This is a genomic window from Pseudomonas coronafaciens pv. oryzae str. 1_6 (assembly GCF_000156995.2).
GTDB classification, from domain to species: domain Bacteria; phylum Pseudomonadota; class Gammaproteobacteria; order Pseudomonadales; family Pseudomonadaceae; genus Aquipseudomonas; species Aquipseudomonas tremae.
In genome coordinates this window covers 5,521,712-5,538,828 of record NZ_CP046035.1, presented here as the reverse complement: position 1 = coordinate 5,538,828, position 17,117 = coordinate 5,521,712, and the positions used below count along the sequence as shown (strand labels likewise).

The window sequence follows — 17,117 nt, the reverse complement described above, 5'->3', positions numbered from 1 at the left end:
ATGACCTTGCGATGGTGCTATGAATCGGTAGGCGCCCTTGCAGGCCGTGGCCGTAAAAAATGTTGAGTCAGAAACACTAGACGATCTACCTGACCAACTGATACACAGGATGGCTTTTTGAAATCATCGTAAACAGAAACGCAGTCGTGCGGTGTAGAACTAGGCTTATTACAACGACAAAGGATAGCGCTTGAATCAGTACCAGATGGATCTTGCAACGACGCCAAATGAGGTCAATGGCCATGAGATTGCACACGAGAGCTTGGTGTTGGGACCTAGCGACTGCGATCGTGCTGAACTGCATGTACACATGAACGGAGCCATCCCGATATCGACGATCCAAGACATCTTTAAGGATGAATTAACAGAGCTGCCGTCTGGTTTCCTTATTGAGCGGGACATGTTGCGACACACACCGTGTCAGTCGCTGGCGTCATACCTGACCCCTTGGCAGGTGTTGCGGCTCTTCCCCAAAAGACGCGAGAACCTGGATCGCCTTTCCTTGGCGGTCGTCGCGAACCTCGCGCAGAACAACGTGCGCTTTGTAGAACTCCGAAGCAGCGTTTTATACCTTGCCGCTCTGCAAAATTGCTCGCCCGCTCAAGCCTTGGAGCGCCTTTTAGAATCGTATAGAGCTGTATCCGTCCGCTTCGGTATGCGTCTCGGCTTGGTCCTCACGGTTACACGCGGCAATTACAGTTCGGTTGGCCTTGCTACCCTCCTACAGGCCTACCAAGACCTCGGTGAACCGGATGATGTGGTGGGGCTGGATCTGGCGGGCGATGAGGAGATTGCGTATCCAGCCGAATTACCGTCGCTATTTCGGAAGGCGAAGGATCGATTCGGACTCGGGATCACCATTCATGCGGGCGAAACTGGTCGCGTGGAAAACATTCGGTCAGCCGTGGAGTTGTTTGGCGCTGATCGTATTGGCCATGGAACAGCTGCTAGCAAGGACCCTCACTTGCTAGACCTCTTAGCACGACAAGATATCTGCATCGAAGTATGCCCCATCAGCAACAGGCTCACCGGAGCTGTTCCTGTCAACGAGGCCCATCCTCTGTTGGAGTTTCGGCGCCACCAGGTTCCTTTTGTAATTTGCTCGGACAACCCGGCGATTCATCAGCGAGGCCTAGCAGATGATCATGCGATGGCGATGACCGAGGGACTCTCCGCCAGTGATATTTCCGAACAGTTCGACGTCGCCAAGCGGTACTCATTCATAGAGGGTCTAGATTGAAAATCCGATTCATGTCCGGAAATCAGCACAAGGTCAACGAGGTGCAGCGAATTCTTGCCCCTGTCGGAGTGGAAGTCGTGTCGGTATCACGGAAAATTGAAGAATTGCAAACCGAGGATGTCCACCGCTTGGTGCGGGACAAGTTGACCAAGGCATTTGAGGCTATAGGTCGCCCGCTTTTCGTCGAGCACACAGGGCTCTACCTGAGCGGTCTCAATGGACTTCCTGCGGGTCTAACCCAGATATTCTGGGACAAGCTTGAGGCAGAGCGATTCGTTAAGCTTGTAGCGGGTCTCGAAGATGCAGCAGTGACCGCAAAAACAGTGCTCGGGTATTGTGATGGGCGCCAGATTCACCTGTTCGAAGGCTCCATCGAGGGAACTGTACCTCTTGTACCGGCCGGTCCAACTGACTTTCAATGGGACTGCGTTTTCGTCCCGAACGGGCACACCCAAACTTTCGCTGAGATGGGACCGGCCAAGGACGCTATTTCCATGCGCCGCAAAGCACTCGATCAGTTCGCCGAATATCTGAAAACTTGTGAGGGCGTAAAATGAACGCTGAGTTGCTACGCGCGCACCGCACCGGCAAGCTGATGCTTTTTGTAGGTGCTGGGGTGTCTGCCAATCTAAGCCTGCCTACTTGGGGCGAGCTTATCGCACGCATCGCTCAGGAATTGGGATACGATCCGAAAATCTTCTCCACTTATGGAACACCGCTTGCACTTGCGGAGTACTACAAGAGGAAGAAAGGTACTCTTGGGCCGCTTCGGAGCTGGATGGATCGCGAATGGCACAAGCACAGTACAGATATCTCCACGTCCGAAATCCATCGGCTGATTACCCTTGGACAATTTTCACGGATCTACACCACCAACTATGATCGATGGCTGGAAATGGCCCACGATAAATTTGAGGTACCGTACGACAAAATCGCAAGCGTCGCTGACCTCGTATCTGCTACTGAGGGCCGGCGTCAGATTGTGAAATTCCATGGGGACTTTGATGACGAAACATCAATCGTTCTCGACGAAAGCAGTTACTTTCAGCGATTGAATTATGAATCTCCACTAGATATCAAGCTCAGCAACGATGTCTTAGGGAGCTCTGTTCTCTTCATCGGATACAGTATTTCAGACATCAACATTAGGCTCCTTTTCTATCGACTGACGGAGATGTGGGGGCGCTCGGTATTGCCATCCGCCAGACCAAAGTCATATGTATTCACGAATCGACCGAACCCTGTTGCTCAGGAAGTGCTGGGGCAATGGGGAATAGAGATGATCGTTTCGGAAGAGGATGATCCAAAGAAAGCGCTCACGGATTTTCTTCAGGAATTGGTGAGCTAAGAGAGCGGTCCCACGTCTGATCGCTATCGAAGAACAATCGCTTTTGAACCTCATCCCATGGATAGGTGGTCAATGGACCACCAACTCATCACGATAAGCGCCTTGGCAGACTCTGGCTTTGATCAGCGCGTCTTTTCCTGTTTCATTCAGCGCGGTGCTACCGAGACCGTAGTCCGGAACGAAAGAGCTTATAGAGGCTGGCTCAGCTTCGAAGGGCGCCCGCCCTGTTTCTGACTTAAGCCATTCAGCTAAGAATGCCTGCAGTGCTGCCTCTCCCAGCATTCCTAGATCGATACCGTAGTGAATGTCCGAAATGCCGGTATGTCGGTGTCGGGGAAACTCGCTCATGTCATCGTTGTGAAAATACTGCTCGTCCCCCCGATCACGCCGTCAATCTTGCTTCAAATAGGTCAGGCAATCGTTCGTCTATGACCATCCAGCTAACACTTCCTGCGTAAAGACTGCGCTTCGCGGCAAGATCCCGCTCGCCACGACGTTTTCCAGGGTGGTCGCCGGATCGGCGACAAAGAACGTTAGCACCAGCCCCCGCTGGGCGCGAGTGCAGCAGACGTAAAGCAGTCGCAGCGTTCGACTCCAAGTATTTTCATCACCGCCCAGTGCTCGTGCACGATCTGCAGCACGGGCCTCAGCACTCGCGAAGACACGCTCGTAGTTGTACGTTCGGTAGTCGCTTTCTTCCTCGTCCATCACCACCATGACGCGTTCGAACTGCGCTCCCTTCACACCGTGCTGCGTGGCATAGGGGGAGCCTTCTGAGACATAGCGTTCATAGGACAAAAGCTCTTGTGCAGAGCACTTGAAGAACTTGGCCATTGCCGCGTCCGAGGATATGGGTGATGAGCAACATCATCGTAAGGATTGCGCGAGGTTTGGATGCAGTAGCCATCCGGCAGTCCATGCACCGCTGGATGGGAATACTGTGATTTCGTTTGAGCTTGAGCCGCCTTCAGTCGAATAGATGGTCAAGCGGATGGAGGCGACTCTGCCGAATTACCCGTAGTTGGTTACTGTGCGAGACGACCAGGTCGCTGGCTCTGCACACGTCAGAAGCGCATCGTAGCGAAGTCGGTCGAGCATGGTATGACGTGTTGCTGGCGATATTGAGGACGCAAGGTTTTCACACAGCTTATGCCGGATCGTGTTGCCGAACAAAGGCAGCGTGGGGCTGCACAAAGCACTTGTGCCTCTCTCACATAGGCACGCATCCAGAGGTGGGATTCAAGCATGGTGCGTGGCAGGACGTTGGTTATTGCCGCACTGCGCTGGATGTCACGCATCCGCCAAAATCGCCCGAGCCGTTCAGTGGGATCAATACGCAGATTTAGTCACTACAGATCATGAAAGTAGCTAATCTTCGGCTTTGGGCTCATGTAGCCGTGCTGCTGCGCCCAATCAATGCTGGAAGGTGACCTACCAGCAAGCAGAGGGTAGAGCCAGGACGCCTCACTGCAATGCTTGAAACCAAAGTAGTAGTTGGGGTGGTGGTCCCACATCATCGAATTATCAATCGGCGCCGTGCAGTTGTATTCGCTGAACTGCAAGTTTCTATTCTCGTTTAGAAAATTGACAAAATTTGCCAGGCTGCCATGGCCGCCACCACCCATACGATCATTTAAATAAAAGCGACCGCTATACCCCGAGGCAATGTTTAGTTTGTCGTCCTTGCATCTGAACATCAGCAAGGTACCGTCATGTGGGCCTGGATTGCCGTCGGAATCCTCAACGGTGCAGAGCCTGACCAGCTTGATACTGACACCGCTGCCTCTGACTGCGGGCTCGAAAAACTCGTGATAGTCCCCGCCAACTTCTGGATATGGAAACATAGAGCTTGAGCCGTTGATTAGCCACTCCAGACTGCAACTGTAGCGGTCAGCGATACGCTTGGCCAGATCAAAGGGCAGCGCTTCACGACCGTCGATGCAGTTCATCAGAGTTGCCGGCGACGTTTCCCCTAAAGCCAAGGCTAGGTGAGGCAAGTCGCTGCGCTCGCTCCAGGAAAAGACGTCGTCTTCGCGCAAGCGCGTAAATAGCTTTTGCAAACGCTGGCCGGTAGAGCGCTGCCAAGATTCACACAACGACGCTGTCTCAGGCTGAGGCGCTTCGAGAGATTCAAGATAACGCGCCAGTCCAAACCTGGTTTCCCCTTCTAGTGAACGTTCATGCCTGGCAGCTGCCTGTAGCAGCAGTTGGTGCAAGTTATCAGGAAAGTCGCGAACGCTTAATCTGGCCATGCAAGATACTCGCTGTCAATTTGAGGGCATTATGACTATTGGTAGGCATAATAGCGACAAAACGACGGCAAGTGCTATCTGTTGCGGGTTGATTTGGATAAGTCACCTTGCTCAGCCGAGCAGCAGATTCACTAAATGGGCAGGCTTGCATCTCCCGGCATGTTGTTGAGACCTATGCCAAATTGACCTGCTTGCCGGCAATGGGCTGCCTCGCGTGCAAGTTGGGGCAGGGCCTGAGACCGCAATCTGTACAAAAGTCACGTCAGCTTTTGGGTCAATCAGGGTAAGCGCCAATACACAGACGCAAGTGGGTCCCAATGGCATGGAGACTACTCGCGGCTGAACATGATCATTATTTGACCAATGTCAGATATAGACTCATACTTCTGACATTAAAGTGATTAGAGCAGCTTGAGCCTATGAAGACCCTTCCTGAATCGATACTGGAACACAGCCGGCGTTTGCCTGAGGGTGGCTTAGTAAGTCCCAAAGAATTTTTGCATTTAGGAAGCCGGGCCGCAGTAGATCAGGCCTTTTCACGACTGGCGAAGGGCGGGCAACTCATCCGTGCGGCTCGTGGGCTCTATCTAGCCTCTATTAAGGATCAGTACAAGCAAGCAACGCCATTGCTGGATAAGGTTGTCAGCTCCCTCGCTTCGAAGAATCAGGAAGAGATCGTCTTTGATGGACTGCGTTCTGCAGAGATACTAGGCCTGTCGCCGCAAGTTCCGGATGGGCAGGTGTTTCTCACCACTGGGCGCACTCGGACTCTTACAGTAGGAGGCGTAACGGCCAAGATTAGACACGCCCCCCGCTGGATGCTAGCGCTTGGTTCGACGACCGGCGGTGCTGTAATTCGAGCCTTGGCTTGGTTGGGAGAGCGGCGTATAGGTGAGGTGATGGAAACGCTGCGTAAACAGCTGACTCCCATCGACTGGCAGGCGTTGAGCTCGGTGCGGTCGCTACTGCCATCCTGGATGGCTCTTGCAATCGGTCGAGAGGTGGGGTGACAGATTGCAGCTCGGCGGAATTTCGGGAGGGGCCATTTAAGACCACTCCAACATGAACTAGGCTACGCCGCAATGCCAGCTGCCCGGCTCCAAAGGATTAGCACGTGTGTGCACAGATGTTGAGTTGGGAATGGAGTGCCTGATCATGAAAACTAAAATGCGAGAAAAGTTATTGGAAATTATGTAGTGCGACAAGGTTGTCGAAGACCTACATAGTTCTAGAAATCAATAACTTAGAAGGTGGTGATTATGGCTAATGGAAAAATTCTACGTCAGTTGTTCCGGGCAGGTACTGCTGGCGATGCCGATGCGTTTCGTCTTGCCTCTAAAGCGGTCATTGAGGAGGAGCGGCAGAAGCAGCATCATCTTCTGGCCAACGATCTCGAGCAGATCCTCTACGGCAGCGATTTGAATCTCAAGGTTTCCAATACGGCCCGAGTTCACTACGACGTTCCCGTAGACAAGGAGCGCGGTCTACCGCTGCTTGATATAAGAACTCCAAAACGGTCCCTTGATGAAGTGATACTTCCTCCTAGCAGTTCAGCTGCATTGGAGGAGATCCTTGAGGAGAACCGGCGGGCTGATGTGCTGCGCAGCTACGGGATGAAACCCGCTGGCAAGGTGATTTTCTTCGGCCCACCCGGCTGCGGAAAGACGCTGGCTGCAGAGGTCGTGGCCTTCGAGCTTGATCGACCTTTAGCTATCGTCCGCTTGGATGCATTAATGTCCTCGTTCTTGGGCGAAACGGCAGCCAACCTTCGCAAGGTCTTCGATTTTATTGCCCAGCATCCGTTTGTGGTTCTCTTTGATGAGTTCGATGCCATCGGTAAAGAACGTGGTGATGGTAGCGATCATGGCGAGCTTAGACGAGTTGTGAACGCCGTCCTGCAAATGATGGACTCATACGAAGGTCGCAGTTTGATCCTGGCGGCTACCAACCATGAGAGAATTTTAGATTCCGCCATTTGGCGACGATTCGATGAGTCGATTGAGTTCCCACTGCCGGATGAAAAGCAGCTGAAGGAAATTTTGTCGCTGAAGCTACGAGGAATACGTCGTCAATTCGAGATTGACGACAAAGAGATATTGAAGGAGTTTAAAGGTAAGAGCGGCGCAGATATTGAGCGCGTTATTCGCCGCGCCGCCAAGCGGATGATCCTGCGAGAGCAAGAGTTTCTGACCATCAAGGAGCTTAAAAGCGCTCTTTTGCGGGAGGACCTCAGAAAGTCCTAAAACATAAATTTTCAAGGAAGAATCCGTGGCAACCTACAAGCACCTGAGCATTACACGTGAAGTTCTGGATAACTCGCGTCGAACCAAAAGCCCCCCTCACTTCGTCACCCGTGAAGATCGGCTTGGTCACGGCCAAAAGCTCAACGGTTACTTCGCCACAGCGCAAGGCCTGGCCAAGAAGCAAATCGGCTCTTCAGAAAAATCTCCTTACGTTCTGAAGCTGGAGTATGAGGGCGCATTGACCTTCGCCAACCTCAATACGCATGGGTTGGAGTTTATCAGCCAAGAAGGCAAGCAACTTTGCGTAGTGTTCGCGAGCGAAGAGGGTTTGGCCAAATTTACTGCCCATCTGCAAAAGCTGGGTGTCATGGACGCTAATTTGACCCATCGCCAGATTCTCGAGGCTATTGCGGGTGTAGATGCCTGGTCCGCAGAAGATCGGAAGAGTTGGGCTCTTAAGAATATCGGGTTGCCAGACAGCCCCACTTTCAAGCTCGATGTCGAACTTTGGCCTGTTCAGGTTGCGCATCACCCAAGCCGTGTTCAGCTCTCGACCTCTTTTGAGACCTGGCTAGCCGCCGAGCACATCAAGAGGCTCGACAGAATCAATCTGGACAGCCTGCTCATGTACCGGGTCGAGGTCACTCCCGAGCAAGCACAGTTGCTGCTCAACCAGCGCGACGTTCGTCTGGTGGATCTCATCCCAGCCACTGGCATTAGCATTCAACAGCTGAACCGAGACATCAATGAGTTGCCTCTCAACATCCCGCCACCCCCTAATGACGCAGCCCGCGTTTGCATTCTAGACAGCGGCATTAACGGGAATCATCCCCTCCTGAAGCCTGCAATGGCTGAGAGCGCCTCGTTTGTCGATGAGGAGGGGGATGCAGATGAAGCGGGGCACGGCACCGCTGTGGCCGGGGTTGCCCTGTATGGCGACGTCGAGGGTTGTAACAATTCGAATTTCTGGAAGCCGGAGTTCTGGCTCTTCAATGGAAAAGTGATGAAGAAATGTCCGCATACAGGTAATGCGGTCTACGACGAACTCACACTCGAGGTATCGCTGACGAAGGCTGTAGAGCATTTCGTCGAACTCGGCTGCCGGATCTTCAACCTATCGCTGGGCAACAATAATGCTCCCTACGATGGTGCGCATGTCAGAGGGCTAGCCTATATCCTGGATGTACTTTCCCGGCGGTACAACATCTTGTTCGTAGTCTCCACGGGCAATTTCTGTGGCTCAGAAAGCCCGCTAGTCCCAATCAACAGTTGGCGCGACGAGTACCCGGAGTACCTAATCGCTGCCCAGAGCGCCATCATCGACCCTGCACCTGCAATGATGGTGTTGACGGTGGGGAGCATCTCCCGACACAACTCTACGATTGATAGCCAGAAGTATCCGGAGATTTACCACCTTTCACCTGCATCGGAAAACCAACCATCTCCCTTCACTCGGCACGGCCCGTCGGTAAAAGGGGCGATCAAGCCCGAGCTCGTTGCGGCTGGCGGCAATCTCGCCAGCCCTATGAGGCAAGCAAACGCGCAATGGGCGCCACACATGCGCGGATTGGGTGTGTTAACGCTTAATCATCAGTGGAGAGGGAATACCGTCTTCAAGGAAATCAGCGGGACGAGCTTGGCGGCACCGTACATCACTCACCTAGCCGGGCGTTTGCTGAATGCGTACCCGACGGCATCTGCGAACATGCTTCGTGCAATGCTGGTCAATCATGCTTATCTGCCGAATGCGGTCACCTCGACATTTTCCAAGGAGTTCAGGAAGAGTTACAAGACGTCGAAGGCCACTTGGAACCGAGACGTTGAAAGGGATGTTGCTGGCTACGGAGTCGTGAGTGAATCTGATCTTTTCAGGTCTTCCGATAACGTCGTGGTATTGATGTCGGAGGAAACCATCGAGAACGACGGATGCCAATTCTTTGAACTGCCATTGCCAGAGGACTATTTGCGCTCCGCTCGAGGGACGCGAGAGCTCTCAATAACACTGGCTTACTCGCCAGTAGTCCGGACTACCCGGATTGAATATCTGGCTACCCAGATCTATTACCGCTTGGTCACGGGCACCTCGCTGGAGGAGGTACAGAAACACTTTAGCCAGGAGATGAAAAAGACGACGGAGGTACTCAAAGAGGCTAGGGACAACAATCGCGACATTCCCGCCCAAATGAGAAACCACGGCACGGTTCAGTCTTCTCGCTGGACGTTCAAACAAGGGAAACCCGGAGAGAAGTGGTTTGTGGTCGTGGTCAGGCAGGATCGTGACTGGAATCCCTCTGCCGCAGAAAAGGAACAGTATTCTCTGGTGGTTACGGTGGCCGACCGCGACAACGAGCGGGCTCAGCTCTACACCCAAATCCAGACCCGGATAAATGAGCAGGCTGTGGTCAGGGAGCAGCAAAAGGCCAAGATGACTGCTGTTCGATTGCAGAATTGAGAGTGATCAACATTCGCTGTGATTCCTCTCCAGTAGGTATCCCTAGGCCTTCGGGGTAATGCGATCTTCGACGCATTCGTACGGCGAGTTCCCCGGCTCGCTGGATGTCATCTATGATGGGTAAGGCGAATGGCCACTCCTCCAGCTTTCCTTGACCCACGGCAGACAACGCGAATTGAGGCTGTCCATCGTGGCTTCCTTTACCAACACCTGTACGCTGTTGGCTGTCTTCTGCTTGCAGAAAAGCACGAGGTAACTTCTGTTTCAGTTGAGCGCGACGAAGACATCGAGCTCCTACATGGGGGGCGGACTTACGGCCAGGTAACAATGATCGAAGCGGCACTACAGCATGGAGGTCTAACTCGTGAGCATTCGTTTTTCTGCCGAAGGCCCTGCATTTCCTGAAACACTGGTAGATGCTCTGCTTGCTGGGGAGGTCGTCTTTTTGTGCGGGGCAGGTGTAAGCGCGCCACAATTGCCAGGCTTCGGCGATTTAGTCCAACAATGCTTTGACCGACTTAATTTGGTGCAGAGCGGGTCTGAGCTCGCATCATCCGAAGCTGGTCGCTTCGAAGAGGTTCTAGGTTCTCTTAGCCGTCGAATCGTCAACCCACGTGATATGACCCGCGCGCTGGTTGATCTCCTGCAGGCACCCACGCCCCCCGATTTCACCAATCACAACACGATCTTGCGATTATCACGAGACCTCGATAACCATCCGTTGATAGTCACCACCAACTTCGACACGATGCTTGAGAAAGCACTTCATAGCGCTGATAGCGTCGTAAACGTTCAGGGACTTAGCTTTGCTGGGCAGGATCTACCCGCTCCAGGTAGCGCTGATTTTCGTGGAATCATCCACCTCCACGGACGGATTGCCGACGATACGATCGGTCTGCACCAGACTCCTCTCGTCGTAACGAGTGCTGATTATGGCGATGCCTACATGCGATCAGGATGGGCGTCGCGCTTTCTGTTCGACCTTTGTCGCTGCAAGACGGTTGTCCTAGTAGGTTATAGCGCTGGGGATGCACCAGTGCGTTACTTTCTGAACGTCTTGGAAGCAGACCGCGAACGTTTTCCAGACTTACGTCCCGTTTATGCTGTAGACGCGATTGAAGCCCGAGACGCTCCGGACGCACGCTGGGAAGCGCTCGCCGTCGAACCTATAGGCTACGAAAAAACTGTGGATGCTGTGACAGGTCGCCGCGGTCATCGAGCGCTATGGGACGACCTCGCCCAGCTGGCGGAGCTTGTAGAACGCCCCCGTTCGACGAGACAGGCGTGGGCATCGGCAATTCTTTCCCAACCTTACGCATCCATGTCTCCTGCGGAGCTCGACAAGGTTTGCTGGCTGTTCAATGGTAAAAATGATCTGTCATCGATTGCGATCACCTCAATTCAAGACTCTGCATGGATCGACTTTTTCCTTGAACGCAAGCTTTGGAGCGACGATCAAGCACCTTGGATACTGGCCGCGTGGCTTGCTCTAGATCTCCAGTCTCGAGATCGATACTTGCTAGGTCTCAAATGGATGAAGAAGATTGGCAAGTCTCTCGCAACCGCGTTAGCAAATCGTGTAGATCACGTAAATGGATTACATGATCTTTGGACGCGTGCGTGGCGCCTCCTAGTGTCCAATTCGGCGTGTACTGATCGTATGGAGGCAGAGCTCCAAATCTACAGCCTGCAAAAGAGGCTCGGCGGCACAGTCATTCTCCATTCCGACCTCCTCGCAGCAGTTGATTTAATTACCCCTGTGCTAACCCTCAATGGAGCGCGTGCATTTCTGTCAAACCAGGAAAGCGCCGACGCGCCTGAACAAATCACAGATCTGATTCGCCCCAGTTTTGAACTGCGAGATTCTAGCGGCGCTGCCGAGTTGGTGGATGCTTTGCTGACGCACTCACAGCCAGCGCTAATAATGAAGCTAGCGACCTCAAAGCTTCAGGATCTTGTCGCGTCAACCGTCGATTGCGGAGCGCTTGAAGCAGACTATGACATCAATGATGCCTCAGTGCCCTCGGTGGAACCTCACGCACAGAATGAGCATCATGACGGGCCGATGCTCCTCGTTAAGTTGATCGCGAGTCTTTTGCCAAAGATTGCCGCAACGGATCCAGATACTGCTCGGCATTTTGTTGATGAGTGGCGGCGTGTGCCAGGAATGTTAGCCGTAAGACTATGGCTTCATGGGCATCGTAATGCAGCAATCTACACTGCAGACGAGGCCATTCGTGGCCTCAACGCTCTGTCACTTACCCAGTTTTGGCAGGTGAAACGTGAACTTCTCCTGGTGATGCGAGAACGCCTTGCTGAGGCCAGTCAGATGTTGGTCTTAGAACTTGAGCGGAGGGTGCTGACTGAGGGCGAAGAGTTCTTCGCACGCTACACCATCAATAGTGGCCAAACTGATTGGAGAGGCCATGCTCGTGACTCCGACGTATGGCTGCGCCTGAAGATGTTCGAAGCTGCTGGAGCCTTGTCCGTAGCAGGGGCCCAAGAGCTCGCCTCAATCTTATTACGGCGCGATTACCTAGATCGCGACGTAGAAGAGCGAGACTTTTTTAGATCTTATTCAAGCGGTGTCCGAACGATCATTGGTGATGCACGGCCAATTATGGCCGCCGCTAGTGACCAACGTCTCGAGATCGCGCAAGCGGTCATGCAGAGCTTCGACATCGAGAAAAGAATGGGATGGAGTGCCTACTGTGGTGATGATCCAGAGGGTGCGTTCGACACACTTAAAAACGCTCCCCTTGAGGAAGTGAATGCACCGTTGTGGAACGACTTGCTAGGAGCTTTGACATTTCCCCCAAGTACCAGCGTTGGGACGACCTCAGAACTCATTATCCAAGTTTTTCAACGCATGGAGCATGCCGAATCTGGATTTCTGGCGCTTGTCATCGAGCGCTTGGCAACTCTTTATGCATTCGTTCCTCGGCAGCCCAGTAATGATGTATCAACATGTTGGCAAAGGTTATTTGCGATAGCCGTTGAACAAGACGTAGAGCTTCTCGAGAACGGGGAGCGACTGTATGAGCGAGCGATCAACTCACCTGCGGGCAGATTAGCTGAAGCCTTGCTCTCCGATATCGAGGCCGCCCGACAATCGTTCGGTTCGATTAACGAGAATCATCTCAGGGCAATGGTTTTTGCTGCTCGCGCAGAAGGAAAGCAAGGCGCGTTTGCGCGGGCGATTTTTGTCAACTCGCTCGCATTTGTACTGAGCGTGGCGAACGATGAAATTTGTACCTGCCTTGATGCTGGCCTTGGCGAGACAACCGCTGCGGGGCATGGATTGCGAGCAGTCTTGGTAAACCAACGGCGTACCTATATCTCTGTCTCGAGGGCATTCTCCGGTCACATTTTGAGAGGGCTGTTGGAGGTTGACGCATCGAATCACGAAAATACAGCCGCAGCAGCAAAGATTGTAGCGCCTGCATTGGCAATTATTCGTGAAGACAGTGACGTCGAGGCTTGGGGCATCACCCTTACGGATATCGCTCATACACTTCGCAACTGTTCAGCCGCATTGCGAGAAGGCGTTGTGGAGCTCCTCGCTCAGTGGATTTCGGAAATTGAAGGTGGTCCGGCAGAAGCGTGGCGTACAAGCGTCGGCCCTCTTCTTGAAAGAGTATGGCCGCGAGAGCGCGTGGTGCGCGAAAGCGTGTTGACCCGCCCTTTCACCAATCTGGTAATAAAGTCAGGAGAGGCTTTCCCCGAAGCACTTGTTCAACTGCTTCCCTATATCACGCAGGTTCAAGGGCGAGAAAGAATACCGGCTCTAGAGCGTTCAGAATGTCCGGAGAGTTTTCCAGATGAAACCCTGACACTGCTATGGCGTCTCTACGGTCCGGGTAGCACTCACAATCTCTACGGAATTCCCAAAATCTTGGACCGCTTGATCGCAACCCAGCCGACGATTGAGTTCGATAGACGGCTTCAGTCTCTGCATTTTAGGGCCGAGAGATATGACTAGCTGTTGCCGCTGATGCGATTTTGACCCAGGCTGCCGGAATTCATTGACCTACCCAAACTCACAGTGAACGAAGTATCTGCGCGGGATTTCGGATGCAGCATATAAGGTCACTCAAAATCAGCAGTCTGGGTCAAAACCGCATCAGCGCCAACATGCAAGTCCCTACGCAGGGGAAGTAGCTCAATCGAAAGGCGGCCCACTGTTCAAAATCGCGCCTAGGGACTCCCTTACATGGCCGATATAAGAACCTAGACCTGCTTTTACGCTTTCTGCTGAGGCCGCCGATGATATTCCGAACACCATGTCCAAGGCCTTATCCACTGCTGGATTTGAACGCACCGCATGTTGGGTTGCGTCTGCATCAAGAGCAACGAATCCTTGGACTAGAGCCTCAAGGGTGATGACCTTTTTAATCAGCTGAGGTCCGACGTGCTCAAGGTGCTGATCTGAAAGTCCCGCTAGTGCACGCTTGTCTCCCGTCAGGACTCGGCCCTCCGTACCTTTTGCGGCGGCGGCAAACAGCAAAGCCTCGCCGGCATCGATCCCTGGCGTAGCGTATAACCGCTCCAGTACATCGATATCTACATTTGCAGGCGCCAAGCTCGTTGCTTGTTCGAGAAAGGCTTCGATACACAAGGCTGCTGCTTCCGTTTTGCACAGCTCGGTTCGATTCCGCTTTGGAAGCAGTTTGTAGCGTGCAGAGTCCAATGCGAACAGGTGAGTCTCTCCGTGGTGGTTTGGAAATAACTTGGTCAGATGCTCAAGGATTCCGTATTGAGCAAGCTTCAAGATGACGTCGTTATCTACGAAAAGATTGAGCGCCATGCGAAAGTCCTATTCGGCTGGTGCCACACGGCGGAGCAGGTCGATCGTGTCATCAGGAAGAACACCTTGATGCACCCGCCGCCAAAGCAGTTCGTTAACGATGCGACCGGCAGGCTTAAAGCCAGCCTGCAACTCATTGATCGCCGCCATTCCTAGGGCCCAAGCGTTGTTGTGCTTCGCAAAATTAAGCACTACATGGCCTGGGTCGATTTTATTTGCCGTTCCATAGGCCATGGCAGCATCTGCTAGACCGCGCGCAGACATCCTGCCCGCTTCATGGCCATACGTAGCATCCTCTCTGCCATTGAGCAGTGCGATAGCAAACCGATCTGCAGCTTGTTCATCTTCGTCAGGATCATCGAGGGCATATGACTGCTCACCTAACGACTCGTCAATGAGAATTTCGTCAGCTTCAATGTGTCCAAGCGCGCAATGGCCGATTTCGTGGGCGATGATGAATAATTGCCAAGCCCATGATGTACTCTTCTTGGAGAGAACGATTACTGGACGTCCTTCGAATATGGTTACCATGCCATCCATCTTTGGAAGGCCATCACCGACGTGGTCCAAGTAGATCACCGGAACTCCGTGTCGCCAGCAAGCCTGAAGCAGGTTGCGAAGCCCCAGCCATTTCCCACCTTCAGTACCGAGGACTTCGGTTCTGAACTGAAGCGGATCCTGGGGGAACGGGGTATAGGCATGAGGTGTGGCGTACGCGACCGACTCTGCCACAAACATCGCCAAGGATGTCGCGGCGCTGAGGTTCTTCGATCTGTTAGGTATCGATCTTTTATACTTTGTGTCTCTCCGTCGAAGCTCCTCGAGCCCCGGCTGGTCGGAGAACAACGGTGCCACCCTCAGACCGAGGCGCTTTGCCAAAATTGAGGCCACCTCAAGCGTAGCGCCCTCATCCTGCAACATCTCACCAGTCACCCATCCGGGTAGCAACGAATGCTGAAACTCTCGCGGATAGCCTGCGGACTCCAACGCGCCGAATATTCGATCAATTTGTGTGGTCGGCATCGCGACCTCCTTCAGCAATAAGCTGGGCAGATTGACCATGGATAGTTGGTGCAAGCCCTTTGAGGCTACGAAGTACTTTGATCAGCGCCCGGGCATGAGCATCAGAGCCGTCCCATATTGACATTATCGCATCCTTCAACGCGCTCTCCAATGAAGCTTCGGGCATTGTAGGTTTCAATTCAGTAACGCCGTAAAAAGAACATAGCTTGCTGAATTGAGAGCTAGTCCGCGCCCTTTGTTGCCCACCGTTGCGGAGACGCCACACGGTAGGCTGTGACACCCCGCTTTTGCGCGCTATTTCTGCGTCGCTGCGGAGATCTTGCCTTAGGTAATCGGTGAGTTGGCCATAGAGGGCCCGAGTTTTTTCACTATTCATAATATTCAATATAGGCGAATTTTCTTCTAAAATGAATAGAAAATTGGTATGCTTGTGTCTGTCAACGTAACCCCGGACCGTTTAGTAATGATTCCCTCTACCTTCTGCTGGACTAAAATGGGTGTCGAATCAGGCGAAGACTTGGCCCTGATCATTCGTCGCAAGGAGTGGGAGAGGCAGTTGGGCGACGGCCTTTTTTTCTGGGGAATTGGCCAGTCTCTGGGTGAAAATGCCCGCGATGCGGCTGCGTCTATCGATCAGGAGATGAAAGTGTTGTTCTCCCCGATGTCCAGTAAGGCCAAAGATATCGACGTGACTCCTGGGGACGTGTTCGTTTGGAACAGCTGGATCGATAGCCGGGGTAATACTGTTCCGCTCCCGCAACATGTATTGATTACTAGCCGCGCAGACCTGCCGTCAGGACGTCGGAAGTCAAGTCACTACGCGCTTGTCTGTAAATCCGCTGATTGTTTGGGGAAAGGAACAAACTTTGAGGTAACGGCGGCATTTCTGAGAAACTTCTCCAGCGACAAACCTCTTGGAGCGTCGCAGGTCACTGCCGTGGTCAAAAACGCTGAGTACGCCATTAGCGGCAACGTCGCGAAAAAGTATGCAGTAAGCTTCGTCGCAACCATGGAAGCTCCCTATTCGGTCCAGCTCTCCGACCCTGAGTTGCTTATGCCGCGTGACCTGCAGGCCATCAGTGAGGTAACAGCGGCCGGGGACGTTGCCGCTTGGAATCGGCTGGTTTCAAGACTCCGCACTAGACGCAAGCCAGAGCCTTGCGCGCTTTTCACCCTTGATCTATTTGGTGCCGATCACGGGTCAGCTGCTGCGGTCTGAGATTGTGATTCGAGATACCTGTACGAAGTTCTCCAATACTTCAAAACAAGGCTTTGAAGCGTCTAGATAGTATAAGGAAGCCCCTGTCTCGAATGCATACAGAGAGGCAATCTCGCATTGCAAGCCCACATGCCGATCTAGCTCGTTTGCCGGCGGCAGAGGCCTCCCTTCAGGGGTTGCCGTAATACGTGAAGCAAGTGTTGTTGCGTCAGCATATAGGCAAACAATCACGTCCGGCGCTAGGTCCTGCAGCAGCGCTTTGGAGAATGGGGTAACCCTGAAGCCAAAACTCTCAATAGTCACGGGGTGTGAATCAATCACAAGGTAGCCGTCTGTTTGCCTGAACCGGCTGCTATCTGAACCAGTTCCTTGTCAACCAGCCTAACATCCTCCCGAGTGATCAGTCTGGCCGATTTCTCTCGCATATCAGCCTGGCTGATTGGCCCCACTCGGGTAGAAATAACCCTAGCGAGCTCTTTACTGTAAGTGAAGACAGTAATCCGGGATGACAACTCCGCAAGACGCTCGGTCAG

13 protein-coding genes are annotated in these 17,117 nt (G+C 53.1%); 8 read left to right on the top strand and 5 right to left on the bottom strand.

Annotation, left to right across the window (positions count from 1 at the left end; translation table 11 throughout):
* Positions 1-190: 190 nt before the first annotated feature.
* Genes POR16_RS25245 through POR16_RS25235 form a run of 3 tightly spaced genes read left to right on the top strand, consistent with a single transcriptional unit; the run spans position 191 to position 2,588 of the window.
* Positions 191-1,240 carry an adenosine deaminase family protein gene (locus tag POR16_RS25245; protein WP_005894891.1) on the top strand — a complete coding sequence of 350 codons (1,050 nt, stop codon included), beginning with the start codon at positions 191-193 and terminating at the stop codon, positions 1,238-1,240.
* A gap of 11 nt (positions 1,241-1,251) precedes the next feature.
* A complete protein-coding gene (locus POR16_RS25240; RefSeq protein ID WP_180276685.1) occupies positions 1,252-1,797 on the top strand; it encodes a non-canonical purine NTP pyrophosphatase in 546 nt (181 codons plus the stop codon).
* On the top strand, positions 1,794-2,588 hold the full coding sequence (locus POR16_RS25235) for an SIR2 family protein (protein ID WP_005894896.1): 795 nt from the start codon (positions 1,794-1,796) through the stop codon (positions 2,586-2,588). Before POR16_RS25240 ends, POR16_RS25235 begins: the two co-directional genes overlap by 4 nt.
* Before the next feature lie 69 nt (positions 2,589-2,657).
* On the opposite strand, the gene POR16_RS25230 is transcribed toward POR16_RS25235, so the two are convergent.
* From POR16_RS25230 to POR16_RS25220, 3 genes are all read right to left on the bottom strand, one after another.
* Positions 2,658-2,936, bottom strand: a complete 279-nt coding sequence (locus POR16_RS25230) for a hypothetical protein (protein ID WP_005894898.1) — start codon at positions 2,934-2,936, stop codon at positions 2,658-2,660.
* Between the two features lie 78 nt (positions 2,937-3,014).
* Positions 3,015-3,422: a hypothetical protein gene (locus tag POR16_RS25225; protein ID WP_005894900.1), complete on the bottom strand. Its 408-nt coding sequence runs from the start codon at positions 3,420-3,422 to the stop codon at positions 3,015-3,017.
* 515 nt (positions 3,423-3,937) lie between these two features.
* Positions 3,938-4,840, bottom strand: coding sequence for a FitA-like ribbon-helix-helix domain-containing protein (locus POR16_RS25220; protein WP_005894902.1), 903 nt, complete (start codon positions 4,838-4,840; stop codon positions 3,938-3,940).
* A gap of 419 nt (positions 4,841-5,259) precedes the next feature.
* Here POR16_RS25220 and POR16_RS25215 point away from each other — a divergent pair, with 419 nt between their 5' ends.
* The 4 genes from POR16_RS25215 to POR16_RS25200 all read left to right on the top strand — a co-directional run bounded on the left by POR16_RS25215 (position 5,260) and on the right by POR16_RS25200 (position 13,517).
* On the top strand, positions 5,260-5,850 hold the full coding sequence (locus POR16_RS25215) for a DUF6088 family protein (protein WP_005894904.1): 591 nt from the start codon (positions 5,260-5,262) through the stop codon (positions 5,848-5,850).
* A gap of 249 nt (positions 5,851-6,099) precedes the next feature.
* Positions 6,100-7,083, top strand: coding sequence for an AAA family ATPase (locus POR16_RS25210; RefSeq protein WP_005894906.1), 984 nt, complete (start codon positions 6,100-6,102; stop codon positions 7,081-7,083).
* Positions 7,084-7,108: 25 nt separating this feature from the next.
* A complete protein-coding gene (locus POR16_RS25205; RefSeq protein WP_005894908.1) occupies positions 7,109-9,535 on the top strand; it encodes a S8 family peptidase in 2,427 nt (808 codons plus the stop codon).
* Between the two features lie 364 nt (positions 9,536-9,899).
* The gene (locus POR16_RS25200; RefSeq protein ID WP_005894910.1) at positions 9,900-13,517 is read left to right on the top strand and encodes an SIR2 family protein; all 3,618 of its coding nucleotides are present in this window, start codon (positions 9,900-9,902) and stop codon (positions 13,515-13,517) included.
* Positions 13,518-13,697: 180 nt separating this feature from the next.
* Here POR16_RS25200 and POR16_RS25195 read toward each other — a convergent pair whose 3' ends face one another.
* Both POR16_RS25195 and POR16_RS25190 read right to left on the bottom strand, forming a co-directional pair.
* Positions 13,698-14,342: a hypothetical protein gene (locus POR16_RS25195; RefSeq protein ID WP_005894912.1), complete on the bottom strand. Its 645-nt coding sequence runs from the start codon at positions 14,340-14,342 to the stop codon at positions 13,698-13,700.
* Between the two features lie 9 nt (positions 14,343-14,351).
* Entirely contained in the window at positions 14,352-15,365 is a 1,014-nt protein-coding gene (locus POR16_RS25190; RefSeq protein WP_005894914.1) for an ImmA/IrrE family metallo-endopeptidase, read from the bottom strand.
* 463 nt (positions 15,366-15,828) lie between these two features.
* On the opposite strand from POR16_RS25190, the gene POR16_RS25180 reads away from it, so the two are divergent.
* A complete protein-coding gene (locus tag POR16_RS25180; protein ID WP_042932868.1) occupies positions 15,829-16,584 on the top strand; it encodes a hypothetical protein in 756 nt (251 codons plus the stop codon).
* Positions 16,585-17,117: the final 533 nt, after the last annotated feature.